General features: G+C 72.9%; 22 protein-coding genes. 8 read left to right on the forward strand and 14 right to left on the reverse strand.

All coding sequences use genetic code 11. The features are described from left to right. Positions 1 to 435: 435 nt before the first annotated feature. The gene (locus tag IF55_RS34290; protein WP_048833036.1) at positions 436 to 930 is read right to left on the reverse strand and encodes a hypothetical protein; all 495 of its coding nucleotides are present in this window, start codon (positions 928 to 930) and stop codon (positions 436 to 438) included. A gap of 320 nt (positions 931 to 1250) precedes the next feature. Then, the gene (locus tag IF55_RS34295; protein ID WP_245661637.1) at positions 1251 to 1811 is read right to left on the reverse strand and encodes a class I SAM-dependent methyltransferase; all 561 of its coding nucleotides are present in this window, start codon (positions 1809 to 1811) and stop codon (positions 1251 to 1253) included. Positions 1812 to 1871: 60 nt separating this feature from the next. Between IF55_RS34295 and IF55_RS34300 the strand changes: the two genes are divergently transcribed. Next, positions 1872 to 2660: an AraC family transcriptional regulator gene (locus IF55_RS34300; RefSeq protein WP_030893116.1), complete on the forward strand. Its 789-nt coding sequence runs from the start codon at positions 1872 to 1874 to the stop codon at positions 2658 to 2660. Positions 2661 to 3061: 401 nt separating this feature from the next. Here the strand turns inward: IF55_RS34300 and IF55_RS34305 are convergent, their stop codons facing one another. Further along, the gene (locus IF55_RS34305; protein WP_342668368.1) at positions 3062 to 4345 is read right to left on the reverse strand and encodes a DUF2786 domain-containing protein; all 1284 of its coding nucleotides are present in this window, start codon (positions 4343 to 4345) and stop codon (positions 3062 to 3064) included. A gap of 295 nt (positions 4346 to 4640) precedes the next feature. On the opposite strand from IF55_RS34305, the gene IF55_RS34310 reads away from it, so the two are divergent. Next, positions 4641 to 5303: a GNAT family N-acetyltransferase gene (locus IF55_RS34310; protein WP_030893118.1), complete on the forward strand. Its 663-nt coding sequence runs from the start codon at positions 4641 to 4643 to the stop codon at positions 5301 to 5303. A gap of 140 nt (positions 5304 to 5443) precedes the next feature. Here IF55_RS34310 and IF55_RS34315 read toward each other — a convergent pair whose 3' ends face one another. After that, positions 5444 to 6694 carry a L,D-transpeptidase gene (locus IF55_RS34315; RefSeq protein ID WP_078645746.1) on the reverse strand — a complete coding sequence of 417 codons (1251 nt, stop codon included), beginning with the start codon at positions 6692 to 6694 and terminating at the stop codon, positions 5444 to 5446. A gap of 327 nt (positions 6695 to 7021) precedes the next feature. Next, complete coding sequence (locus IF55_RS34320; RefSeq protein WP_078645748.1) at positions 7022 to 7369, reverse strand: hypothetical protein; 348 nt, start codon at positions 7367 to 7369, stop codon at positions 7022 to 7024. A 110-nt stretch (positions 7370 to 7479) separates the two neighbouring features. Between IF55_RS34320 and IF55_RS41055 the strand changes: the two genes are divergently transcribed. Further along, on the forward strand, positions 7480 to 7872 hold the full coding sequence (locus tag IF55_RS41055; protein ID WP_030893121.1) for a hypothetical protein: 393 nt from the start codon (positions 7480 to 7482) through the stop codon (positions 7870 to 7872). Positions 7873 to 8050: 178 nt separating this feature from the next. On the opposite strand, the gene hutH is transcribed toward IF55_RS41055, so the two are convergent. From hutH to IF55_RS34350, 5 genes are all read right to left on the reverse strand, one after another. Next, entirely contained in the window at positions 8051 to 9595 is a 1545-nt protein-coding gene (gene hutH / locus IF55_RS34330) for a histidine ammonia-lyase (protein ID WP_030893122.1), read from the reverse strand. Between the two features lie 378 nt (positions 9596 to 9973). Continuing rightward, positions 9974 to 11236 carry a GGDEF domain-containing protein gene (locus tag IF55_RS34335; RefSeq protein WP_048833047.1) on the reverse strand — a complete coding sequence of 421 codons (1263 nt, stop codon included), beginning with the start codon at positions 11234 to 11236 and terminating at the stop codon, positions 9974 to 9976. Positions 11237 to 11427: 191 nt separating this feature from the next. Then, positions 11428 to 12222 (reverse strand): enoyl-CoA hydratase/isomerase family protein, encoded by a 795-nt coding sequence (locus IF55_RS34340; RefSeq protein ID WP_030893125.1) that lies wholly within the window; start codon positions 12220 to 12222, stop codon positions 11428 to 11430. 181 nt (positions 12223 to 12403) lie between these two features. After that, positions 12404 to 12961, reverse strand: a complete 558-nt coding sequence (gene cyaB, locus IF55_RS34345; protein WP_030893128.1) for a class IV adenylate cyclase — start codon at positions 12959 to 12961, stop codon at positions 12404 to 12406. A gap of 19 nt (positions 12962 to 12980) precedes the next feature. Next, positions 12981 to 13676, reverse strand: a complete 696-nt coding sequence (locus IF55_RS34350; protein ID WP_245661639.1) for an XRE family transcriptional regulator — start codon at positions 13674 to 13676, stop codon at positions 12981 to 12983. Between the two features lie 243 nt (positions 13677 to 13919). On the opposite strand from IF55_RS34350, the gene IF55_RS34355 reads away from it, so the two are divergent. Both IF55_RS34355 and IF55_RS34360 read left to right on the forward strand, forming a co-directional pair. Continuing rightward, positions 13920 to 14198, forward strand: a complete 279-nt coding sequence (locus IF55_RS34355) for a hypothetical protein (protein ID WP_342668370.1) — start codon at positions 13920 to 13922, stop codon at positions 14196 to 14198. After that, positions 14195 to 14458 carry a hypothetical protein gene (locus tag IF55_RS34360; protein ID WP_030893134.1) on the forward strand — a complete coding sequence of 88 codons (264 nt, stop codon included), beginning with the start codon at positions 14195 to 14197 and terminating at the stop codon, positions 14456 to 14458. The genes IF55_RS34355 and IF55_RS34360 overlap by 4 nt, the downstream gene beginning before the upstream one ends. Positions 14459 to 14530: 72 nt before the next feature. Here IF55_RS34360 and IF55_RS34365 read toward each other — a convergent pair whose 3' ends face one another. Both IF55_RS34365 and IF55_RS34370 read right to left on the reverse strand, forming a co-directional pair. Next, on the reverse strand, positions 14531 to 15607 hold the full coding sequence (locus tag IF55_RS34365; protein WP_030893136.1) for an adenylate/guanylate cyclase domain-containing protein: 1077 nt from the start codon (positions 15605 to 15607) through the stop codon (positions 14531 to 14533). Between the two features lie 316 nt (positions 15608 to 15923). Next, positions 15924 to 16850, reverse strand: coding sequence for a biotin--[acetyl-CoA-carboxylase] ligase (locus tag IF55_RS34370; RefSeq protein WP_030893139.1), 927 nt, complete (start codon positions 16848 to 16850; stop codon positions 15924 to 15926). Between the two features lie 281 nt (positions 16851 to 17131). On the opposite strand from IF55_RS34370, the gene IF55_RS34375 reads away from it, so the two are divergent. The 3 genes from IF55_RS34375 to mmpB all read left to right on the forward strand — a co-directional run bounded on the left by IF55_RS34375 (position 17132) and on the right by mmpB (position 19394). Then, positions 17132 to 18736 (forward strand): acyl-CoA carboxylase subunit beta, encoded by a 1605-nt coding sequence (locus IF55_RS34375; protein ID WP_030893141.1) that lies wholly within the window; start codon positions 17132 to 17134, stop codon positions 18734 to 18736. Between the two features lie 121 nt (positions 18737 to 18857). Continuing rightward, positions 18858 to 19064, forward strand: a complete 207-nt coding sequence (locus IF55_RS34380) for an acyl-CoA carboxylase epsilon subunit (RefSeq protein ID WP_030893144.1) — start codon at positions 18858 to 18860, stop codon at positions 19062 to 19064. Positions 19065 to 19265: 201 nt separating this feature from the next. After that, positions 19266 to 19394, forward strand: coding sequence for a morphogenic membrane protein MmpB (gene mmpB / locus IF55_RS41290; protein ID WP_281181191.1), 129 nt, complete (start codon positions 19266 to 19268; stop codon positions 19392 to 19394). A gap of 62 nt (positions 19395 to 19456) precedes the next feature. On the opposite strand, the gene IF55_RS34385 is transcribed toward mmpB, so the two are convergent. Together IF55_RS34385 and IF55_RS34390 are read right to left on the reverse strand one after the other, a co-directional pair. Beyond that, positions 19457 to 20902, reverse strand: a complete 1446-nt coding sequence (locus IF55_RS34385) for a cytochrome P450 family protein (protein ID WP_078645750.1) — start codon at positions 20900 to 20902, stop codon at positions 19457 to 19459. A gap of 196 nt (positions 20903 to 21098) precedes the next feature. Continuing rightward, the gene (locus IF55_RS34390) at positions 21099 to 23042 is read right to left on the reverse strand and encodes an FtsX-like permease family protein (RefSeq protein WP_245661640.1); all 1944 of its coding nucleotides are present in this window, start codon (positions 23040 to 23042) and stop codon (positions 21099 to 21101) included. Between the last annotated feature and the right edge of the window lie 75 nt (positions 23043 to 23117).

Raw genomic sequence — 23117 nt, forward strand, 5'->3', positions numbered from 1 at the left:
GGGTGGGAGCGGGGCTGAGTGGGGGCGGGACCCCTGTGCCCGGGTTCGTACCCCGGCGACCGTCGAACACCCATGAGTGCCGGGAGCGGACGGGGTGGGTGCGTGGGGCGGGGGCTCCTGCGCCCTGTTTGGGCCTCGGCGACCGTCTCACGCCCACGAGTCTGCGGCTCGGGGCTCTCATCCCGGTCGCCGAATGCCCTTGAGCGCCGGGGCGTTTCCATTTTGACGCTGGGCCGGTGGGGGCTCCCCGTGGGGTCGATGAGCTGGGCCCCTTCCTGCCTCGCTGGACTGGTTGGCCGCCAAGGGTGGGGATCGGCGTGAGGCGTCCAACTGTTCAGGATGTGGAGCTGGTCTTCTGCTCGGCGGGGCAGGGGTGTTGCTTCTGGGGAACGCCCCCGCGATGGCCTGCATCGCGGGGGCGCTGGTGTGCTCGGGTCAGAATTCGAAGGGGCCCGGGGACTGGGTCGAGGTGGCGTTGCAGGTGGCTGTGACGCCTAGGACCACTACCTTGAGGGTCTTGGCCTCCAGGCTGTCGCCGGCGGCGACCTTGCCGGTGAGGGGGCCGGTGGAGACTTGGGAGTTGGCGGGGATGGCCGGGTTGGACTTGCCGGTGAAGGTCTTGGCGCCGGTGCCGTGGTTGGTCATGGTGAGGGTGGATTTCACCGAGTTCGCGGCGAGGTCGATCGGTGAGGTGATGGCCGAGGTGGAGAGGCTGATGCTCGCGGTCGTGCCGCTGTGGGTGGCCGTGAGCGTCGCCGAGCCGGAGCCGAACATTCCGCACTCGAACGAGATCGTGGCCGTGTCCGCCGTCACCGCGCTCGCGACCGGGGCCGTCGCCAGCGCCCCTACCGCCAGCGCGCTGACGCCGAGTGCCGTGCCGATGCCGTATCTGAGGTGTCTGCTGCGGTTGCTGTGTTTGATGTGACTCATGGGGTCCCGCCTCCATGTGGGGGTGTACGGGCTGACGTCGCCGGCCGCCGCCGGGCGGGCGTACCGCATGAGTGGGCATGAGGGCCGCCCTGGCGCCCGGGGATCGCACTTCCCCGTACGGCGCAGTAGAACTGACGGGCAGTCAGCGACGCGGGCCCATTGCGACACGCACCCCTGGAGAAAACAAGGCCGATCCCATGATTTTTGTCATGGTACGACCAATGACGCAGTGGGCCTCCCCCGTCGGGCCCACTGCGTCTCGCACCACCCGCCACACAGCCGCGGCGCGCGGAACGCTCGAACCAGGCAACGCGGGAACTTCAGCCCTTGCGCGCCCGGAAGCGGAAGCTCCCCACCCCCCTCGTGATCTCCGGCTCGGGGAACCCCGCCGCCCGCAGCCTCCCCGGCAAGGTCTCCAACGGGACGACCACACAGGTGTCCCGGATATGGATCATCCGGAACCGCCACCCGCCCAGCGCGTCGCACCCCGCGAAGACCCCGCCCGGCCGCAGCACCCGCCACGCCTCCGCGAAAAGACGGTCCTGCAACTCCGGCGACGGCACATGGTGGAGCATCGTGAAGCAGACCACCGAGTCGAACCGCCCGTCGGGCAGCGGCATACCGGCCCCGTCGCCATGGATCACCTCGGCCCGGTCCCCGTACCGGCCGGCCAGCCGCTTCGCCGACTCCCGGTCGACTTCGAGGATCGTCAGCCGCTCGGCGAGACGCAGCAGAACCTTGGTCGTGGCGCCGTACCCCGGTCCGATCTCCAAGGTCTCGGAACCGAACTCGACGCCCTCCAAGGCCCAGGGCAGAAGCTGGTCCTCCACGGCCCGGGCCCATCGGTCGGAGTTGCACACGCGACGGTGAATGAGGTTCATGGGCATACGGTCAGGCTAGGCAGCCGGCACCGAGTCGAATACGGGGTGGAGTGACAACCCATGTCGCCAGAAGGACAGTTGATGCCGCCGGGCGGCAGCGCCATCGTCGTCGGGAGTTTCACGATGAACGACGGCCAATGGTTCGAGCGCCATCAGCACGGCGCCCACCAGCTCGCCTGGGCGCGCAGCGGCGTCCTCGCCGTACGCGCCGACGACGCGACCTGGGTACTGCCGGCGTCCATGGCGCTGTGGATACCGGCCGGCACCGCCCACGCCACCGGCGCCGTCCGCGCCGCCCTGCTCCGCAGCCTGTACTTCTGGCCCGACCGCTGCCCCGTCGACTGGGCGTCACCGCAGGTCGTAGCCGTATCGGCACTGCTCCGCGAACTGATCTGCCACCTCGCCGAGGACGGCCTCGACCCCGCCGCCCGCCGCCGCGCGGAGCGCGTCGTCCTCGACCAGCTCCGGCCGGTGTCCGTGGCGACCGTACGAGCCCCCATGCCCGACGAACCCCGCGCCCGGCGCGTCGCCCAAGCCCTGCTCGCCGACCCCGCCGACGGCCGGTCGCTCGCCGAGTGGGGAAAGGCCGTCGGCGCGAGCGGGCGGACCCTGGCGCGCGCCTTCGTCGCCGGTACGGGCATGACGTACGGGCACTGGCGCACCCAGGCCCGCCTGCAGGCCGCCATGCCGCTGCTCGCCGCCGGCGCGACCGTCGCCTCCGTCGCGCACCGCGTCGGATACGGCTCCCCCAGCGCCTTCGTCGCCGCCTTCCGCCGCAGCGTCGGCGTCCCACCTGGGCAGTACTTCACGCCCGATGACGGGTCTCCCGATGACGGATCTGCTGGCTGAGTCGCTTTTGCCCCCGGAACCGGGCGGGGCGTCCCCCGTCACCTGGGCAGTACTTCACACCCGACGGCCGGCCCGGCGGCTGACCCGCTTTGGGCCCCGGCCCCGGGCGAGGGCGGCTCCCCCGTCACCTGGGCAGTACTTCACACCCGACGGCAGGCCTGGCGGCTGAGCCGCTTTGGGCCCCGGCCCCGGGCGGGGGCGGTTCCCCCGTCACCTGGGCAGGGGTCGGCCCCCTGGTCCCGGACGGGGAACGGTCCCCCCGGGCCCGGTGACAGTCGGTCCCCGGGGCGCCGGAGGCTGTCCGCCGGCGGTCGCCTGAGCCCCGCCCCGCCTGCTATCTGTTCGCGGGATCGCCGCCCCGCCCTCGGCCTCGGCCTCGGCCAAGCCTTGTCTCCCCCTTGCTACCTGCCCCTCCCCAGCACCGCCTCCTCCGCCGCCTCCGTCCCCCTCGCCCAGCCCGCGGCGTCGCGGCCCTTGAGGCGGTGGGCTGTCGTGGACGGGAAGAGGTGGTCGGCGGTCTCTCCCACGGCCACGTCGCGGGCGGCCAGGACGGGAAGGACCTCGGTCGGCTCCTCGGCGGCCACCTCGTCGGCGGCGGTGATCAGCCGGTCGCGGATGCGGCCCGCGTACGCGATGAGGAACGACTCCCGGAAGTCGCGCGTACGGCGGGAACGGCCGCGAGCGTGGTGTTCGTCGCCCGCGCGGCGCATGGCGGCGGTGGCCTGGAGGAGCAGCGAGGCGTACATCAACTCGACGAGTTCGAGGTCGGACGCGAAGCCGACGACCGTGGAGAAGTCGAATTCGGACGACCAGACCGCCCGGCAGTGGTTGGCCTCGGCGACCGCGTCGAGGAGCAGCGCCTTCGCCGGTTCGTACGGGCCCTCGACCCCGATACGGCAGGCAGCCGGCCCCTCTGCCGAACCCGCTGAGGCTCCCGCCTCCGCGGCCAGCAGCGCCGCGTCGATCGAGTGCCGCGCCATCAGCTCCTGCGCCTTCGCGGAAAGCGCCTCCGCCTCCTCCGCGAACTCCGTCGACTCCGCCTTCGCCAGCAGCGCCCTGATCCGGCCGAGCAACCGCGGCCCGGCGCTCGTACCGTCCGGTGCCGGTACGGGCCGCCGTACCCGCGCGGCCGTCCCCGGCAAGGGGCCGACCGGAGCGATCCGCGGCAGCCGGGCGATCCGCCGCAGTCCCCCAAGCGCGTACGAGACCGTCTCGAAGCGGCTCAGCCGCTCGCGCCCCGCGAAACCCTCCAAATAACCCCCGTCCCCGTCCCACCAGACCGCCGCCCCCACCGCCGCCAACTGCGCCGACCAGCGGGCGTCAAGCGTCTCCGGCGCATAGCGGCGCGCCTCGGCGGCGATGGCATCCGAGACGAACCGGGTCGCCACGGCCTCCGGCTCGCGCCGTATGAGTCGGACGACGTCCGCGGGCTGCCAGCCGTTCTCCCAGGCGCGGCGTACCAGTTCCTCGGCCGCCCGTAGCAGCGCCCGGCTCGCGGCCTGCGGCCCGGCGGGCGCGGCGGCGAGGGTGGACGCGGCGGCGTCGAGCGCGTCGTCGAGGCCGTCCTCCGGTACGGCCGCCAGTCCGCGCAGCGCGTCCCGTACGGTCTCCAGCAGTTCGGCCTCCTCGCGCCGTTCCCGCCCGCGGCCGCTACCTTCGTCGCCTCCGCCATCGCGCCTGCCCACGTGCCCGCCTCGCTCGTCTCCGCACCCGGGTCCCCCGCGGTCCCCGGCCCCTCGTCCTCACCTACCCCCTCATTCTCGCGCGCGGGTCTGACATCGCCCGAAAGCCGTCCGCCCCCAGCGCCTTGAGCCCGGCCCGCTCGTAGGCCGCCCGCCCCCAGCACCTTGAGCCCGGCCCGCCCGTAGGCCGCCCGCCCCCAGCACCTTGAGCCCGGCCCGCCCGTAAGCCGTCCGCCCCCAGCGTCACTGGCCCGTCCGCTCCAGCACCTTGAGCCCAGCCCGCCCGTAGGCTGACCGCATGCCGACCATCCACCCCGTCGCCGCCGGCGACGCCCCTCGGATAACCGCAGTCCTCGCCCGGGCCTTCGCCGCCGACCCGGTCATGGGCTGGTTCTTCCCGGAGTCCGCGTTCCCGGACGAGCGGGCCCGCGCCGAGCACCTCGCCGCCTTCTTCGGCACGCTGCTGGAATTCCAGTACGGGCCCCATGGCGCCTGCCAGACGGCGAAGCCGGACGAGGGCCACGACGGGAGCGAGGGCGGAGAAGTCCCGGCGCGCGTGGTCGCCGCCGCGCTGTGGACGCCGCCCGGCGCCCCCGAGCTGTCGGAGGAGACCGAGCAGGCGATGGGGCTGCGGATGGTGGAGCTGGCCACCGAGCGGCTGGACCGGCTGGTCAGCGCCTACCGGCTGCTGCGCGAACACGTCCCGGACACGCCCCACTGGTACCTGGGGGTGCTGGGCTCCGATCCGGCCGCCCAGGGCGGCGGGTACGGCGCGGCGCTGCTGCGCTCGCGGCTCGCGGTGTGCGACGCGGACGGCGTTCCGGCGTATTTGGAGGCGTCCAAGCAGGCCAACATCGGCTACTACGAGCGGTTCGGCTTCACCGTGCGCGGCGGCGCCGCCGGGGTCGAGCTGCCGGACGGCGGCCCGGTGGTGTGGCCGATGTGGCGCGAGCCGCGCTGACGGAGGCACCTCCGCGGAAACACGTACACAAACAAAAGCGGCGGCCCGCACGAGGAGTTCGTGCGGGCCGCCGCTCGGCGCATTGACCAGCGGGACGAGGTCAGCGGGAAGAGACCAGGAGAAGGGAGGGGTCGAGCGCGTCAGGCGCCCGTGGCGCTGCCCGCCACCCAGTTGTCCCAGCTCATGTTCCAGCCGTTGAGGCCGTTGTCGGGCTGGACGAGCTTGTCGTCGGAGCCCTTGACCGTCACCACGTCGCCGATGATGGAGTTCGAGAAGAACCAGGAGCCGGGGGTCGAGGAGTCGTTGCCGCCCTGGGCGTCCTGGAGGCCGACGCAGCCGTGGCTGGTGTTGGCCGAGCCGAAGATGCCGTGGCCCCAGTAGTTGCCGTGGATGAACGTGCCCGAGTTGGACAGGCGCATCGCGTGCGGCACGTCCTTGATGTCGTACTCACCGCCGAAGCCCACGGTCGAGCCGTCCATCCGGGTCTCCTTGAACTTCTCGGAGATCACCATCTGGCCGTTGTACGTGGTGTGGTCGGGCGAGCCCGCGGAGATCGGGATGGTCTTGATGGTCTTGCCGTCCCGGACCACCGTCATCTGGTGGGACCGCGCGTCGACCGTGGAGACCTGCGAGCGGCCGATCTTGAAGGAGACCGTCTTCTGCTGGACGCCCTGGACGCCCGGCGCGGCCTGGACCTTGTCGAGGTCCATCTTCATCGTGACGGTCGAGCCGGCCTTCCAGTACTCCTGCGGGCGGAAGTCGAGCCGCTGGTTGCCGAACCAGTGGCCGACGACCTGCTGGCCGCTGGTGGAGTTGACCGTGATGTGCGACTGGACGGCCTTCTTGTCCTTGATCGGCTTGTCGAAGTTGATCGACACGGGCATGCCGACGCCGACCGTGGTGCCGTCGTCCGGCGTGTACGTGCCGATGAAGCTGTTGGCCGGGGCGACGGTCGTGAAGGAGGAGTTCTCGGTGGCCTTGCGGCCGTCGGAGTCCTGCGCCTCAGCGGCGATCTTGTACGTGGTCTGCCGCTCCAGCGACTTCTTCGGCGTCCAGGAGGTGCCGTCGGACGATATGGAGCCCTCGACCGGGGTGCCCTTCTCCGTGGTCATGGTGACCTTGGTCAGCTTGCCGTCGGAGACGGTGACCTTGCCGCCGGTGTTGATGCTCGCGTTGGAGGAGCCGTTCTTCGAGGCGATCTGGATCTTCGCCTTGGAAGCGTCCTTGGCCGCAGCCTCGTCGACCTTGCTCTGCGACTTGCCGTGACCCGCGTCACCGCCCTTGTCGTCTCCCCCGCCACAAGCGGCGAGGGTCAGTACGCCGCCGAGCACAGCGGCCGCGGCCACCAGGCCCTTACGGCGCTTGCCGTACGTCATCACACGCTTCTCCATTGCTGCTGATCCCCAACGTCCCCGATCCGCATCGATGGGCACGCCCGCCTTGCGGTCACCCCGTAGAGAACGCCTGCACCGATTCAGCGGTTCCAGTCGTCGGGAAAGTGTGGGGAAGCCCACTCAAACGAAAGCCCCGACTCCGCAACCGATGGAGCCGGGGGTCTGATATAGGCGGCGGCAGGGGATTTCTCCCCGAATAATCCCCTGCCATTGTGCACCCGACACGAGGGTGCGCCTGCACCGCATGAGATGCACCTGCACCGCATGAAGGTGCACCCGCACCGCCTGAAGGGGCGCGTTCGCACCTCCCGCCGCCAGGTTCGCTCAGTCCTCCTCGTCCTCCCGAGCCACCTCGTCATCCTCATAGTCACCGTCGAGCGCCCATTCCCGCGCGTCCGGGTCGTAGTCGATCTGTTCGCTGCTCCACGACGCCTGGGTCAGCTCGACCCCCGGTACCTCCCTGACCGCGTCGATGGGGTCGACGAGGTACGCGAGCGCCTCCGCCGTATCGGTGGAGACCGAGGTACGGGCGTGCTCGCGCTCGTCGCCGCGGAGCGCTCCATCGCCGTCGAGGCGGTCGAGGGCGGCCGCGGTCAGCTTGTCGGAGTCGTTGATTTCCAGCACCAGCTCGACCCGAAGTCGTACAAACCGTGATGACTCATCTGTGCTCATGTCCGGAGCGTAAGGGTCGGCGGAACCGCGACTTCCAAACGACCCGCGGGTATCACTACCATCGGAGGCTCACCTCCCCAATCGCCGCCATCTCAAGGGGGATTCCTTTCGTGACCGCACGCCGTCCGCTGCTGACCGCCGCTGCCGCGGGCTCGCTGCTGTGCGCGTTGTGGTTCGTACCGTCCGCGAAGGCGACGGCCGAGCACACCACCCCCACCCAGCACAGCCACCGCTCCGCCACCACCGTCCCCGCCTCCGACTCCGATTCCAAGAGGCCGCTCGACACCGCCCAATCCGCCCAGTCCGCCCAATCCACCTCCAAGACCTCGCTCGACGCCGCCCGGCCCGCCTCCATGGAGCAGGCGAGCGACGAGCTGGCCCTCGCCGACACCGGCAGCGTCGACACCACCCCGTATCTGGTCGGCGGGATCGGCTTCCTCGGCCTCGGGGGCGCGCTGGTCACGACGGCCGTACGCCGTACGCGCGCGTCGGACGGGTACTGAACCGGCCCGGCTCACACGGCTTTTCCGGGGCACCAGGCCGGGTTTCCGGGTTCACCCGCACCCCACGTTTCCCAGAGTTTCCCTGGTTCTCCAGCACCGAGCGGGTTACGGGCCCCGGCCCGTAACCCGCTCTCGTGTGTGCCTCCTAGACCAGAGGCCCCGTCACCGCCTTTGCCTCCTAGGCCAGCGGCCCCGTCACCGTCTCGGCCGCCTCCGTGAGCTTTCCGGACCGTACGAACTCGTGCGCGGCCGCCAGGTCCGGCGCGAGGAAACGGTCCTCCCCCGGGCCCTCGACCCCCGCCGCCCGTACGGCCTTCAGCACGGCCTGCGTCGCGGGCGCCGGCGTGAGCCCAGTGCGCAGTTCGATGGCGCGGGTGGCGGCGACCAGTTCGACGGCGATGATCCGGGCGAGATTGTCCACGGCCGTACGGAGCTTGCGCGCGGCCGACCAGCCCATGGAGACGTGGTCCTCCTGCATCGCGGAGGACGGGATGGAGTCCACGGAGGCCGGTACGGCCAGCCGCTTCAACTCGCTGACCAGGGCCGCCTGCGTGTACTGAGCGATCATCAGACCGGAGTCCACGCCCGCGTCGCCCGCGAGGAACGGCGGAAGGCCGTGCGAACGGTTCCGGTCGAGCAGCCGGTCGGTACGGCGTTCGGCGATCGAACCGAGATCGGCGGCGGCGACGGCGAGGAAGTCCAGGACGTACGCGACCGGCGCGCCGTGGAAGTTGCCGTTGGACTCGACCCGGCCGTCGGGCAGCACGACGGGATTGTCGACGGCGGCGGCGAGTTCGCGGTCGGCGACGAGCCGGGCGTGGTCCAGGGTGTCCCGGCCGGCGCCCGCGACCTGCGGGGCGCAGCGGATCGAGTACGCGTCCTGGACGCGCGGCGTGTCGTCCTGCTGATGCCCGGTCAGCCCCGAACCGGCAAGGACCGCGCGCATGTTGGCGGCCGAGGCGGCCTGGCCGGGGTGCGGGCGGATGGCGTGCAGCTCGGCGGCGAGCACCTTGTCGGTGCCGAGCAGCGCCTCCATGGAGAGCGCCGCGGTGATGTCCGCGGAGGTGAACAGCCGCGCCAGGTCGGCGCAGGCCATCACCAGCATGCCGAGCATGCCATCGGTCCCGTTGAGCAGCGCGAGCCCCTCCTTCTCGCGCAGTTCGACGGGGGCGATGCCGTGCTCGGCGAGGAGTTCGGCGGCGGGCCGCACCTCGCCGTCGGGGCCCTCCGCCTCGCCCTCGCCCATCAGCGTCAGGGCGCAGTGCGAGAGCGGCGCGAGGTCGCCGGAGCAGCCGAGCGAACCGTACTCGTGCACCACGGGCGTGATCCCGGCGTTGAGGATCGCGGCCATCGTCTCGACGACCAGGGGGCGTACGCCCGTACGGCCGGAGGCGACGGTCTTCAGCCGCAGGAACATCAGGGCCCGCACGACCTCGCGCTCCACGCGCGGCCCCATGCCGGCCGCGTGCGAGCGGACGATGTTGCGCTGGAGCTGGGCGCGCAGGTCGGGGCTGATGTGCCGGACCGCGAGCGCCCCGAAGCCGGTCGAGACGCCGTACACGGGGTCGGGCTTGGCCGCCAGGTCGTCGATGACCTGGCGGGCGGCGGCGACGGCGGCCAGCGCCTCGTCCGCCACCTCGATCCGGGCCGCGCCGCGCGCCACGTCGATCACGTCCTGAGCCGTCGTACCGGCGGCCCCCACCACCACAGTGTGCATATCCATATTCAGGCACCCTAAAGACTGAATCGTCTACTGTCACCATCCGTACGGAACCGGACGCGGCCCCTCGCCCGCCCTCCACCGACCGGCCTCCCCGCACGGGCCCCCTCGCCGCTCGTACGGGCCCCCTCGCTCGTACGCCCCCACTGTCCGTATGGAACCGAGGCCGGCCGCGCGCTGGGCGCCACCGCCCGTACGGGACCAAGCCCCGGCCACGCGCTGGCCGCCACCGCCCGTACGAACCGGCCGCGCGTACTTGTACGGGCCCCACCGCCCGTACGAACCGGACACGCGCTCCCGTACGGGCCCACCCCGCGTACGAATCGGCCGCGCGCTCCCCCACAGGGCCCCGCCGCCCGTACCAACCCACGACCCCCGCCCTCATGGCCGTCGCCCCCGGAAGCGGCGGCGTTCGGCGGGGGCGCCCTCGCGCGGGGTGTCGGCCAGGCGTACGACCGGGTCGTCCGCGCCGCCCTCGCGCCCCGCCACCACCGGTTTCTCCGAGCGCGCGGCCTTCGCGCGGTACTGCGCCGCGTCCGCGAGCCGGAAGAGCCGGCGGGCGGTGCGTACGGGCCCGATGGGGTCGCCGGTGGAGGCGACGCCGCACGCGACGCCCTCGCCCAGCTCCAGCTCGCCCGCGCGGCGGCACAGCTCGTCGGCGACCCGTACCACCTCGTCCGCCGTGGGCCCCACCGACAGCAGGCAGAACTCGTCCCCGCCGAGCCGCGCGGCCAGCGCGTCCGGGAGCATCGCGCCGCAGAGGGACAGCACCGAGCTGAAACGTTCCAGCAGGCTGTCGCCGACCGCGTGCCCCAGCGTGTCGTTGACCCGCTTCAGCCCGTTCAGATCGCAGACCAGCAGGCTCACCACCGCGCCGGTGCGGCGGTGCAGCTCCACCGCCTCGTCGAGCCGCGCGTCCACGGCGCGCCGGTTGGCGAGCCCCGTGAGCGGGTCCTCGAAGGCCAGCTTGCGGACCTCCTCCAACCGCTCGGTCTGCGCGATCCCGGCCGCGGCGACCGCCGCCAGTACGGTCGCGAAGTCCGCGTCCCGCCGGTCGAAGACCGGCTCGCCCACCGCCCGCGCCACATACAGCTCGCCCCAGGCGCGCCCGTGCAGCACGATCGGCGCGACCACGCAGCAGCCGCGCCCGCGCCGGCGCAGAATGTCGGCCCGGTAGTGACCGTACGGCCCGGAGGCCCGCGCGCCGCCGCCGTCCGCGACCTTCCGCGAACCGCTCCCCTCCCCGAGCCGGGCCGCGCCGCCGCCCTCCCCGGCCTGCCGCGGACTGTCACCCTCCGGGCCTTGCGGCGCGCCACCGCCACCCTCCGCGCCCCGCGGTGCGGCGCACCCGCCCAGCCGCGCGCCGTCGCCGTCCGCCGTCTCCACCCAGGCGTGCGGCTCGCCGCCGCTCGCCCACTGCTCGTGCAGGAACTCCGCGACCTCGGGGAAGTCGTGCACCGGGTACGACTCGTCCGCGGGGAACTCTTCCTCCCCCGCGGCCCGCACCCCGTCGTTCACCAGCACCCGCAGCCGCCCGCGGTCCCGCTCCCACACCGATACGGCCGCGAACGACCCGTCCAGCGCGCGCCGCGCCCCACGGGCCGCGGCGCGCACCGAATCGCGCGGAGTGTGCGCGGCCGCCATGGCCTGCGCCAACGCCACCACGGCGCGCAGCCGCCCACCGCCTCCGCCGCCGTCCCCGTCGACCGTCACGCTCGCCTCGCATTCCGTAACCGTGTGCACGCTCTGCACCCAGCGTAAGAATGCCGCCACCAATCCGCTTTACGGGGGTTTGGTCGTTTTTGTTGATACTTAGGGGTTTTTGACGGCAGGGCTCAGACGCCGGGCCACTCGGGTCGCCGCTTCTCGTTGAAGGCCGCCACGCCCTCCGCCCGGTCCCCCGAGAACGCCACCGAGCGCCAGGCCGCGTCCTCGACCTCCAGGCCGGTACGGAGATCCAGCCCGTGCCCGAGGCGCAGCGCGCGCTTGGCGGCCCGCAGGCCGACCGGGGAGTTGCGGGCGAACCCCGCCGCGAGCGCGAGCCCCGCCTCGCGGGCCTCGCCGTCCGCGACGAGCTGGTCCACGAGGCCGAGTTCCCGCGCCTCCTCGGCCGGCACCCGCCGCGCCGAGAAGATCAGCTCGGCGGCGCGCGCGGCGCCCACCCGCCGCGGCAGCAACTGGGTACCCCCGCCGCCCGGAATCACACCCACCGACACCTCCGGCAGCCCCACCACGGCGCTCGCGTCGGCCACGATCACGTCGCACGACAGCGCCAGCTCGAACCCGCCGCCCAGCGCGAACCCCCGCACCGCCGCCACCGTCGGCATCGGCAGCTCCAACACCCCGGTGTACGCGGCCCGCGACACCGGCCGCTGCCGCCCCAGCTCCGCGTCCGTGAGCGTGTTGCGCTCCTTGAGATCCGCCCCCACGCAGAACGCCCGCTCATGCGTCGAGGTCACCACCACCGCCCGTACGCCCTGATCCGCCGCGAGCGCGTCGGTCGCCTCCGCGATACGGCGGGCCATCTCGGCGGAGATGGCGTTCATGGCCTTGGGCCGGTCCAGCACCAACTCGGCGACGTGCCCGTGCCGACGGACGGCGATCCACTCGCCATAGCGCTGCTCATCCATGCCAAGCCCCTCCGGGAGTTAACGGCCGTAAACGTTCCCCCGGATCATCGCAGCCAACCAGCACCCCTGACCATGGCCCAGGCCCCCACGCTTCAGCGCCCCGCCCGCTCCGGGACCCCGACCGCGCACTCCGGGACTCCGTCCGGGCGCTCCGGTGCCCCGTCCCGCAAGACGCCCCGGCCTACCCGCGGCGCCGTGCGGCGACCGCGTCCGTGTAGAGCTCCCGCGTCAGGTCCTCGGCGCCGATACCCAGGTCGGCGAGGACGGCGCGAACAGCGTCGAGAGCCGAGGCGAGATCGCTCTGCTCGACGAGGGTTTCGATCTCCAGGAACGTCCCGTCGATCTCCGGTACGCGGACCAAAGTGGCCAGCATCCTTCGGCCGTGGGCCTCGAATTCGTAGTTCCGGCATCGTTTTTCGAAGCGAATGCATTCCTTGTGCCCCAGCCCGCGCAGAATGGCGTGCGCGGCATCGGCATTCTCGACCCGAGTCTCGTACTCGGGTTTCGAGCCGGACTCCGCGTCCACCTCCGCGCCCTTGAAGGTGAGAACGGTACGAGTTCCCTCCGCGCCGTGCACGGTCCGCACCCGCAGCTCCTCGCCGGCCTCTTCCAGCGAGCGGTCGGAGCGGTCGTAGTACGTATCCCGGTACACCTCGACCCGGGCCTCGGCCAGAGCGTCGAGCCGCCGCACGACTTCCTCGGGCGAGCGGACCCGCGCCTTCAATTCCGCCTCGATCACGGCCAGCTCCCTTTCCCGGTCACATCACGCGCCGCCCGCCATCGACAAGCGCCTCGAACATCCTGCGAAACCCCCGGTACAGAGGCCCGTGCGGCGTTTCCACAATCTTGTACGTCGCCGACTCGTGCCCCTCCCACCCCGCGTCGAAGACCCCGATGAACAGGGTGGAATCGGTGCGGATGAGCCGCCAGGTGGGCAGCGCGCGATATCGCCACACCCCGATCTCGTACGAGCCGGCCAGTTCCCGCAGCCGCGCCTCGGCCAGTCGGACACCCCCTGCCAGGGATTCGGCGGACTCGCCGATCTCGGCCGCTCGCCGAGCCAGCGCGTCGCTCTCCGGATCGAGCAGGGCGACCCGAACGCGGAGGCCCCGCCCGTCCGGCCGGTCGGGAAGACAGCAACGGAGAAGGCTGTCGTTCAGGCCGAACAGTCCGAGTCCGCGCACAGCCAGCACATCCAGTTCCCGCGCCTCACGAACCTGCGCCCGAATCTCCTCGGCCGCCGACTTCTGCGCCGCGTACACGCGCACCACTTCAGGAAAGGCAGAAAGCTCGAACCCCGCGCCACCGGAGCCCTTCTCCCGGCCGGCCGCCAGGCCGAGCAGGTAGCGGGCGCCGTCGGGCATATGGAGGCCGTCGGCGACGCGCTCATACACATCGAGGCGGGTCACCTCACGGCGCCGGTTGATGATTTCGTTGACGCGAGCCTGAGTCATTCCTACCGCGGTGGCGATTCTGGCCTGACTCGCACCCGTGTACTGCTGCGCGTACCGAAACACGGCACCGGGGCGCAGCCACGTCGCGAGGAGCGCTCACGTGCCGAAGCCGAATTACGGCGTCCCCTCCAAGATGCGAACCCCCTACGGGCCGGGCCCGTGCTCCGAGGAGCCGGGCCGATGACGCCGCCGCGCCTTCGCCTGCTGCCTAGGCGCAGCCCGGACGGAAAGCCGTGCTACTTGGTGCCTTCCGACGACGGCAGCGTGGGCACGCGGGCCGACCTGTTCGAGGAAGTCCAGTTGACCATGGCGTCCGAATTGCTCGGTCACGCGCCCGTACTGCTCGGGAACCCCAGGGCAGACGTCGCCGAACTGCGATTCCTGGCCAGTCGGTTGTGCGAGTCGTTGCGGGACACCGCGCGCCTTGCCGAGAGCCGGGGCGGGCGGCTCGACGCCTACGCGGACGGCGCCGCCGCTCTCGTGCCCGGGAACACGGCCGGCAGCGGACAGGAGCCGTCATGACCGATTGGGCGATCGAACCCGCCCCGGGGCAGCGGCCGCGCCGCACCGAGGACGACCGGATCACGCTCGCTCTGCGGATCAGCGGGGGCGGGCGGTGCGTCGCCACCGCGGAGATGGTGCTGACCATGGCCGAGGCCGAACAGCTCCACGCCGGGTTGTGCCGGGCCCTCGACGGGAGCCCGCCGCCTCCGGGCGCGCCGGACTGCCGCAGGGACGTGCAGGGCGGAGCCGTCACAGTGCGCGTCACCGGACGCGCGTAGCCGTCCGTCGCGGCCGCCTCCCCGGTGCGAAGCCGGGCCCCCGCCCGCCTAGGAAGGGGCCCTGCCCCTCCGTCAGCCCCGTCGGCTCAGGAGCCAGGGTTCGACGACGCCGAGGCCGCGGACGGGGCGTTGCCACATGGGTTGGAGGGCGAAACGGTAGCCGGGGTCGGCGCCGTCGCGTTCCTTGGCGGCGAGGGCTTCCTCGGCTTCGGAGATGGGGGCGTCGCCGGTGCGGGAGAGCTCTTCGGCGAAGGCGCCGTCGACGAGGACCGCGTCCTTCGGGGCTATCGACGTCAGGCGGCTGGCCAGGTTCACCGTCGTGCCGAAGACGTCGCCCATGCGGGTCGTGACCGTGCCGAAGGCGATGCCGACGCGGAGTTCGGGCATGGTCTCGTCGTGGGTCATGGTCTCGATGAGGCGCAGGCCGATCTCGGCCGCGATGCCCGCGTCGTCCGCCGAGTAGAGCACCTCGTCGCCGAGCGTCTTGATGAGCCGGCCGCCATGCGCGGCCACCAGGTCGGCCGCGGTGGTCTCGAAGGCCTCGACGAGTTCGCCCAGTTCCTCCTCCTCCAGCCGCCTGGTCAGCCGCGTGAAGCCGACCAGGTCCGCGAAGCCGACCGCGAGCCGCCGGTCGACCATCTCCGCGTCGTCCTGCGCCTGCACCACACGGCCGGTGGCGGCGGCCAACTGCCGCCGCCACACGTAGACGAGGAATTCTTCGAGCTCCGGGAGGAGCAGTTCGATGAGCGGGTACGTCATCTCCGTCCGCGTCATGCCCGGCTCCTGGGGCTCCGTCAGCCCCTCCAGGAACGAGTCGATCTGCCAGTCCGCCAGCCGCGCCGTCGTCTGCCCGGTGGACCGGGCGACCTGTACGGCCATGGGCTCGCTCAGCAGCCCCGCCTCCACCAGCCCCGCCAGCCGGCGCAGCGCGAGGACGTCCGCCTCGGTGAGCGCCTTGGCCTGGCCGATGTCGGCGAAGCCCATGGCGCGCCAGAACCGGGAGGCCAGTTCCATGGAGACGCCGGCGGCCCGCGCCGCCTGGAAGGGGGTGTAGCGCCGCTCCGCGCCGAGGATGAGCTGTTCCAGGCGCAGGGCAAGAGGGTCGTCGTCCCCCTCGGCGGCGGCGCCATCCGCGTCGTCGACGGTCACCGCCCGCCCCCTGTCCGATCCGTGCGCACTGCCCTGTCGATCACTGTTCGCCCGTGCTCCGTGCCTGTACCGCGGTGTCCCGCTCACTGCTCGGCGGTCCCCCCTCGGGACCGCGGCGGGACGCCTCAACGATACGACAGGTGTGCCGTAGCTCACTCTCCGGACTCCGCGCGCCCCGATGCCCCTTCGGCCTCTTCCACCCCTGTCACCTCGTCAGATGCAGATGTTTCCGGGGCACGGCGGCCGGGCCCTATGGGGAACGGGCCGGTTCGCCGCGGGGGCCGCGCGGGCCGGGCCGCCGCGGGCCGAACGCCCCTCAGCCCCCCACCCCTCGCAAATGCACGATGTCCCCCGCCCCCACCGGCTCCTGCATCCCCTCCGCCGTCGCGAGCACCAGCCGTCCGTCCCCGTCGATCGCCACCGCCTCGCCGACGAGTTCGCGGTCGCCGGGCAGTTCCGCCCGTACGGTCCGGCCGAGCGTGGCGCAGCCCGCGGTGTAGGCCTCCTGGAGGCGGCAGGCGCCAGGGTCGCCGCCGGTCGCGCGCCACTGCCCGTACCACTCCTCCAGGGACCGCAGTACGGCCCGCAGCAGCGGATCGCGGTCGACCACGGACGCCCCCGCCAGCAGCAGCGAACCGGCGGTCGGCACCGGCAGCTCGTCCGCGCGCAGCGAGACGTTGAGGCCGATGCCCAGCACCACTCCGGCCCCGGCGCGTTCGGCGAGGATGCCGCCGGCCTTGCGCTCGGCGCCGAACTCCGCCCCGAACGGCGTCGCCTCGGTGCCGCCCCGCTCCGGGACCGTCACCAGCAGGTCGTTCGGCCACTTCAGGGCCATGTCGACGCCCGCGGCGCGGGACAGCGCGGTGGCGGTGGCCACCCCGGCGAGCAGCGGCAGCCAGCCCCAGCGCTCCATCGGCACCTCGTCGCCGGGCTCAAGGTAGACGGAGAAGAAGATCCCCGAGCGGGCGGGCGCGGACCAGCGCCGGTCGAGCCGGCCGCGCCCGGCCGACTGCTCCTCGGCGACGAGCACGGCGCCGGGCGCCAGGCCCGCGCCCTCCCCGGCGAGGGTGGCGAGATCCGTGTTGGTCGAGCCGGTCACGGGCACGACATCGATGGAGGACCAGAGCGCGTCGGGCCGTACGAGGGCGCGGCGCAGGGCGGCGGCGTTCAGCGGCGGCCGGTCGAGGTCGGACCAGGGGCTGCCGGACGGGCCGGAGGAATCAGCGGAGTCAGGGGGCGTCATGGGGGCCAGCCTAGGAGGGGAGGGTGTGGCCAACGACGCACTGCCACGGCGCAGCCACGCGGATACGCTACGAACCGGTAGCCAGAAGGGTCCCGTCCGGCCTTTTCCGACCCCCGAGAGCCCCCGCGAGTCCCCGAAAGTCCCCGAGAGCCCCCAGAAGTCCCCGAGAACGCCCGACGGTCCCCGACAGCGCCCGCACCCCCGACCGCCCCCGAACCTCCGAAATGCCGGAAAGCCCGAGTCACCCTCACCCATCCAGGACGAGCAGGAGCCGCATCGCGATGTCCGAGCCGCAACACGCCACACCGGACGCAACCAGTCACACCACCGCCGGGAAGCTGGCGGATCTGCGTCGCCGCATCGACGAGGCGACGCACGCGGGCTCCGCGCGCGCGGTGGAGAAGCAGCACGCGAAGGGCAAGCTGACGGCGCGCGAGCGCATCGAGCTGCTCCTGGACGAGGGTTCGTTCATCGAGCTGGACGAGTTCGCGCGGCACCGCTCGACCAACTTCGGCATCGAGAAGAACCGCCCGTACGGGGACGGCGTCGTCACCGGCTACGGCACCGTCGACGGCCGTACCGTCTGCGTCTACTCGCAGGACTTCACCATCTTCGGCGGCTCGCTCGGCGAGGTCTACGGCGAGAAGATCGTCAAGGTCATGGACTTCGCGCTGAAGACCGGCTGCCCCATCGTCGGCATCAACGACGGCGGCGGCGCGCGCATCCAGGAAGGCGTCGCGGCGCTGGGCCTGTTCGCCGAGATCTTCCGCCGCAACGTGCACGGCTCCGGCGTGATCCCGCAGATCAGCCTGATCGTGGGGCCCTGCGCGGGCGGCGCGGTCTACTCCCCCGCGATCACCGACTTCACGGTGATGGTCGACCAGACCTCGCACATGTTCATCACCGGCCCGGACGTCATCAAGACCGTCACCGGCGAGGACGTCGCCTTCGAGCAGCTCGGCGGCGCCCGTACGCACAACACGACGTCGGGCGTGGCGCACCACATGGCGGGCGACGAGAAGGACGCCATCGACTACGTCAAGGCGCTGCTGTCCTACCTGCCCTCCAACAACCTCTCCGCGCCGCCCGCCTTCCCCGAGGAGGCGGACCTGGAGACCTCGGACGAGGACCGCGAGCTGGACGTCCTCATCCCGGACTCCGCGAACCAGCCCTACGACATGCACACCGCCATCGAGCACGTGCTGGACGAGGGCGAGTTCCTGGAGACGCAGTCGCTCTTCGCGCCGAACATCGTCACGGGCTTCGGCCGCGTCGAGGGCCACCCCGTGGGCATCGTCGCCAACCAGCCGATGCAGCTCGCCGGCTGCCTGGACATCGACGCCTCGGAGAAGGCCGCGCGCTTCGTGCGCACCTGCGACGCCTTCAACGTGCCCGTGCTGACCTTCGTCGACGTGCCCGGCTTCCTGCCCGGCGTCGACCAGGAGTACGGCGGGATCATCCGGCGCGGCGCGAAGCTGATCTACGCCTACGCCGAGGCGACGGTCCCGCTGATCACGGTGATCACGCGGAAGGCGTTCGGCGGCGCGTACGACGTCATGGGCTCCAAGCACCTGGGCGCGGACCTCAACCTGGCCTGGCCGACCGCGCAGATCGCGGTCATGGGCGCGCAGGGCGCGGTGAACATCCTGCACCGCCGCACCATCGCCGCCGCCCCCACGCCCGAGGCGCAGGACGAGGTGCGCCAGGAGCTGATCGCGGGCTACGAGGACGCGCTCCTCAACCCGTACGTGGCCGCCGAGCGCGGCTACGTCGACGCCGTGATCATGCCGTCCGAGACGCGCCGGCACATCGTGCGCGGGCTGCGCGCGCTGCGCGACAAGCGCGAGTCGCTGCCGCCGAAGAAGCACGGCAACATCCCGCTGTAGGCGCGGGGGCGCCCCCGCCGCAGGGCGGCGGCCGGCCCCGGGCCGGATCGCCGACGGCAGCGTGCTGTAACCCCGTATCCCCGTAACTCCATACCCCCCGTAACCCCGTAAGGAGGCCGCAGTGATCAAGGTAGTACGGGGCAATCCGACCCCCGAGGAGTTGGCCGCCGCCCTCGCGGTGGTGCAGGCGCGCGCGGCGTCGGCGCCGGACGCCGCGCCGGCGGGCGAGGCCCGCGCCGCGTGGGCCGACCCGGCCCGTACGGTCCCCGGCCGACGCCTCCCGCACCCCGGCCCGGCGGCGTGGCGCACGACGTACTGGCCGGTCTGAGACCCGCCTGCGGGCGGGACCCGGTTCCGCCGCCGGGCGGGCCGGCCCGCCTCGTCTCACGTCTCTGAAACCACCCGCATACCCCCTGTCACCTGGGCACCTTTCCGGTGACGGGAGACCTGCGGAAATAGTCCATCCGCTCCCGGCGCCTGAGTACGCGTACTCAGGCGCCGCGCCGGTGCCCCCCGGACCATTGATTTCATGCTGTGGTCCGACCCACCCGACGAACCGCCCCAGGAGCTGCGCGACGCGCAGGCGATGCTCCACCGGGCGGGATTCGTGCTGGCCATCGGCATGGTGATCCTCTTCTTCATCCTCGGGCTCGCCTGATCCCGCAGGGGCAGCGTCGGTGATAGCGACGGCCGGTCGCCTTCAAGACATGAACGCCGCCGTCACGACGTGAACACCGGCAGCCGCTGATGACCGTTCGCGATGAAGCTGCTGACCGGCCGCAGTTCGGCGGCGGGCACGGCCAGCCGCAGCCGCGGGAAGCGGTCGAAGAGCATCGGCAGCGCGACGGCGGCCTCCAGCCGGGCCAGGGGCGCGCCGATGCAGTAGTGCACGCCGTACCCGAAGGCCAGATGCTCCTTGTCGGCGCGGGTGACGTCGAAGCGGTCGGCGCTCTCTCCGTGCAGCGCCGGGTGGCGCCCGGCGGCGGCGTACGAGGCGATGATGGCGTCGCCTTTGCCGATCACCGGGCCGCCGTCCAGGCGGATGTCCTCGATCGCGTAGCGCATCAGGATGTTGGCCACGGGCGTCTCGGCGCGCAGCGTCTCCTCGATGACGTCGTGCCAGGTGGCGCGGCCGGCCCGGACGTGGGCCAGTTGCCGGGGGCGGGTGAGCAGCGCGTGCGCGGCGTTGTCGAGGAGGTTGACGGTGGGCTCGTGCCCGGCCCCGAACATCAGCAGCAGCGTGTCGACGAGTTCGGCCTCGCTCAGCCGCCGTCGCCGGCTGTCGCCCTCTTCGCCTCCCCCTCCGCCGCCCTGGGCTCCGTCATCGGCCCCGTCACCGGCTCCCTCCTCGTCGCGGGCCGCGATCAGGGCGCTGGTCAGGTCGTCGGCCGGCGCGGCCCGCTTGGCCCGGACCAACTCGCCGAGCACGGCGCGCAGCTCCGCCGTGTTGGTCTCGGCCGCCGCCGGGGAGTTGGTGGTGTCGAACATGGCGTCGACGGTGCGCCGCAGTTCGGGCCGGAGCCGCTCGGGCACACCCATCAGCTCGTTGATCACCCGGAGGGGTACGGGATAGGCGAAGCTCTCCCGCAGGTCGACGGGGCGGCCGTGGGCCCCCGCCGCCGCGAGGTCGTCCAGCAGTCCCGCGGCGATGGCCTCGATACGGGGCCGCAGCGCCTCGGTGCGGCGCGCCGTGAACGAGGCGGCGACCAGCCTGCGCAACCGGGCGTGCTCCCGCCCGTAGCCGGTGGCCATGCTGTTGGTGGTCACCCAGATGTAGAGCGGCCAGTCGGGCCTGATCCGTCCGTCGGCGAAGGCCGCCCAGTGGCGGCGCGTGTCCTTGGAGACCCGGTCGTCGGTGAGCAGCCGCTTGAGGTGGTCCGGGCTGGTCACCGACCAGGCGCGCACCCCGCCGGGCAGCTCCACCCGCGCGGCGGGGCCGCGGGCCCGCAGCCGGGCGCCCTCGCCGTGGATGTCGGCCCCGGAGAGGTCGATGACGATGGGGTCCTGCTCCGGATGGGGCTCGGGGGGAGGGAGGGGCTGAGGCTCGGGTGGAGGCGGGAGCTGGGGCTCAGGGTGGGGCAGGAGCTGGGGCTCGGCTTGAGGCTGGAACTGGGGCTCGGGTGGAGGCTGGAGCTGGGGCTCGGGTGGAGGCTGAGGCTCGCGCATGCGGGTCTCCTCGGGCTGCGCCGACGGCCGGTGGACGGGCTGCGGACGAGCGCCGCGCCGGTGACCAGAACACCACGCCCCTCGGCTGCGCTCCCAAGCATTTTCCGGGCGCCTCACGCCAATGCCGTACGGACGCGGCGACGCCGGTACGAACCGGGCCGGAACGGCCGCGGTAGGGGCCCGCGGACACCGCGCCCTACCCCGGCGCGCGAACCGTCCGCACCGCCCGCTCCGGCCGCTGTGCCGCGGCGATGCGCGTCGTCAGTACGCCCGTCGCGAGCGCCAGCGCCCCAGCGCCGCCCACGATGAGCGCGGCGATGGACGGCGACAGGTCGAGGCGGGCGGTGCCGGTCAGGGCGCGGGCGCTGCCGACGAGTACGGCGCCGGCCACCGCCGAGCCCAGCAGCAGCGCGGCGAGCACCGTGACGGCGTTCTCCAGGCCCATCATCCGGCCGACCTGCCGGCGCGTGGCCCCCACCAGCCGCAGCAGCGCGAACTCGCCGGAGCGCTCCATCACCGTCATGACCAGCGTGTTGACCACGGAGATCGAGGTGAAGACGGTGATCACGGCGAGCAGCAGGTACGTCACGGTCATCGACGCGTCCTGCCGGTGCCGGGCCTCGGCGGCGTACGCGGCGCGGTCCAGCACCCGCCACTCCGAGTGCCGCCCCTTGCCCAGCGCCGCCAGCCCCTCCGCGACCGCGCGCTCCCGGCCGGGCGCGGACCGTACGTACACGGTGTCCTGCCGCAGCGTCTCGCCGTCCATGAGGTGACGGGTGGCGAGGCGCTGCGGGAGCACGAGGTCGCCGAAGCCGGTGGCGCGCGAGTAGCGGAACGCCACCCGTACCCGCTCGACGCGGTCGTCGTCCATGAGCAGGCGCACCTCGTCGCCCGGCCGTGCGCCCACCGCGCGGGCCAGCCGCTCGCTCAACGCCACGTCGTGCGCGCCGAGTCCGTCCGCGCCGCGCCCGTCGGCCGCCCCGAGGTCCAGCACCTGGGCGAGCGGCCCGTCGGTGACGGCCTGCGCGATCCCGCCGGGCCCGCGGTGCGACTCGCCCTCGCCGGTGAGCACCTTCGCGTACGTACTGGTCGTGCCGACCGCGGCCGCCACCCCCGGCACCCGGCGTACGGTCCGCACCACGTCGGCCGGCAGCTCGTCGCCACTGGTCACGAGCTGGTCGGCGACCATGCGCCCACTGTCCTGGCGCTGCTGCTCGCGCCACTTCATCTGCGGTACGAACAGCGAGACCGCCGCGAACGCGACCGTCAGGGCCAGCGGCATGATCGCCGACGCCAGGCGGCGGTGGCCCGAGGCGAGGTTCGCCCCGGCCACGTACCCGACGCCGGGGAAGAGGAGCTTGCAGAGCCCGCCGAAGACGGCGCCGGTCAGCCGGCCGATCCACGGGGCGAGCAGCGCCACCGCCACCATGAAGACCATGACCATGCCGGACGCCGAGTTGACGTCGGAGCTCGACCCCGGGTTGCCCGCGATGGACTCCAGCCCCCACACGCCGCCGCCGAGCACCAGCAGCCCCGCGACCGTACGCACCCACCCGGCCCGGTGCCGGGGCGCCGCCGCCTCGCCCAGCGCCCGCATCGCGTGCACCCGGGCGGCCCGCCGGCCGCTGCTCCACACCGCGGCCTGGGCCGTCACCCAGCAGACGGCCGCCGCCGAGACCAGGCTCACCGGCCCGAAGTCCAGCCGGAACCCCGCCGCGAACAGCCCCTGCCCGGCCAGCGCCGCCCGCAGCCCGGCGGCCAGCAGGACCCCCAGGCCGCAGCCCGGCAGGGCAGCCACCACCGTGACCACCAGCGCCTCGTACGCCACCATCCGCCGCACCTGGCGCGGCGTCGCCGCGATCGCCCGCAGCAGCGCGATCTCCCGCGTCCGCTGCTGCACGCCCAGCGAGAACGTACCGGCCACCGCGAACGCCGCCACGAACAGCGAGATGAACCCGAACGGCACCGCGAACGCCACCACGTCCGGCCCGCCCGTCGCGGCCCCGGCCCGCGCGCCGGACTCCAGCAGCACCGCGCACGCCGTCACCAGCGCCTGCGCGCAGACCATCGCCACGAAGGACCCCACGAAGTCCGTCCGACGCGAGCGCACGGTCCACCAGGCCAGTTGCAGTAACGCCACGGTCCCATCCCCCATCAGCTCCGCGGCCCGCGCCCGGCCGCCCCTGCGCGCCGCCCCCTGCGCGCCGCCCCCGCG

Source organism: Streptomyces varsoviensis (assembly GCF_000718635.1).
Classification (GTDB): Bacteria; Actinomycetota; Actinomycetes; order Streptomycetales; family Streptomycetaceae; genus Streptomyces; species Streptomyces varsoviensis.

Bases quoted from the DNA above. Each gene is read 5' to 3' on its own strand.
- IF55_RS34315 (WP_078645746.1), bottom strand. From the start codon at position 6,694: ATGGAGAAGCGTGTGATGACGTACGGCAAGCGCCGTAAGGGCCTGGTG.
- IF55_RS34310 (WP_030893118.1), top strand. From the start codon at position 4,641: ATGCCGACCATCCACCCCGTCGCCGCCGGCGACGCCCCTCGGATAACC.
- IF55_RS34300 (WP_030893116.1), top strand. From the start codon at position 1,872: ATGTCGCCAGAAGGACAGTTGATGCCGCCGGGCGGCAGCGCCATCGTC.
- IF55_RS34340 (WP_030893125.1), bottom strand. From the start codon at position 12,222: ATGGATGAGCAGCGCTATGGCGAGTGGATCGCCGTCCGTCGGCACGGG.
- hutH (WP_030893122.1), bottom strand. From the start codon at position 9,595: ATGGATATGCACACTGTGGTGGTGGGGGCCGCCGGTACGACGGCTCAG.
- IF55_RS34335 (WP_048833047.1), bottom strand. From the start codon at position 11,236: ATGGCGGCCGCGCACACTCCGCGCGATTCGGTGCGCGCCGCGGCCCGT.
- IF55_RS34385 (WP_078645750.1), bottom strand. From the start codon at position 20,902: ATGCGCGAGCCTCAGCCTCCACCCGAGCCCCAGCTCCAGCCTCCACCC.
- mmpB (WP_281181191.1), top strand. From the start codon at position 19,266: ATGCTGTGGTCCGACCCACCCGACGAACCGCCCCAGGAGCTGCGCGAC.
- IF55_RS34290 (WP_048833036.1), bottom strand. From the start codon at position 930: ATGAGTCACATCAAACACAGCAACCGCAGCAGACACCTCAGATACGGC.
- IF55_RS34350 (WP_245661639.1), bottom strand. From the start codon at position 13,676: ATGACTCAGGCTCGCGTCAACGAAATCATCAACCGGCGCCGTGAGGTG.
- IF55_RS34360 (WP_030893134.1), top strand. From the start codon at position 14,195: ATGACCGATTGGGCGATCGAACCCGCCCCGGGGCAGCGGCCGCGCCGC.
- IF55_RS34295 (WP_245661637.1), bottom strand. From the start codon at position 1,811: ATGAACCTCATTCACCGTCGCGTGTGCAACTCCGACCGATGGGCCCGG.
- IF55_RS34375 (WP_030893141.1), top strand. From the start codon at position 17,132: ATGTCCGAGCCGCAACACGCCACACCGGACGCAACCAGTCACACCACC.
- IF55_RS34370 (WP_030893139.1), bottom strand. From the start codon at position 16,850: ATGACGCCCCCTGACTCCGCTGATTCCTCCGGCCCGTCCGGCAGCCCC.
- IF55_RS34320 (WP_078645748.1), bottom strand. From the start codon at position 7,369: ATGAGCACAGATGAGTCATCACGGTTTGTACGACTTCGGGTCGAGCTG.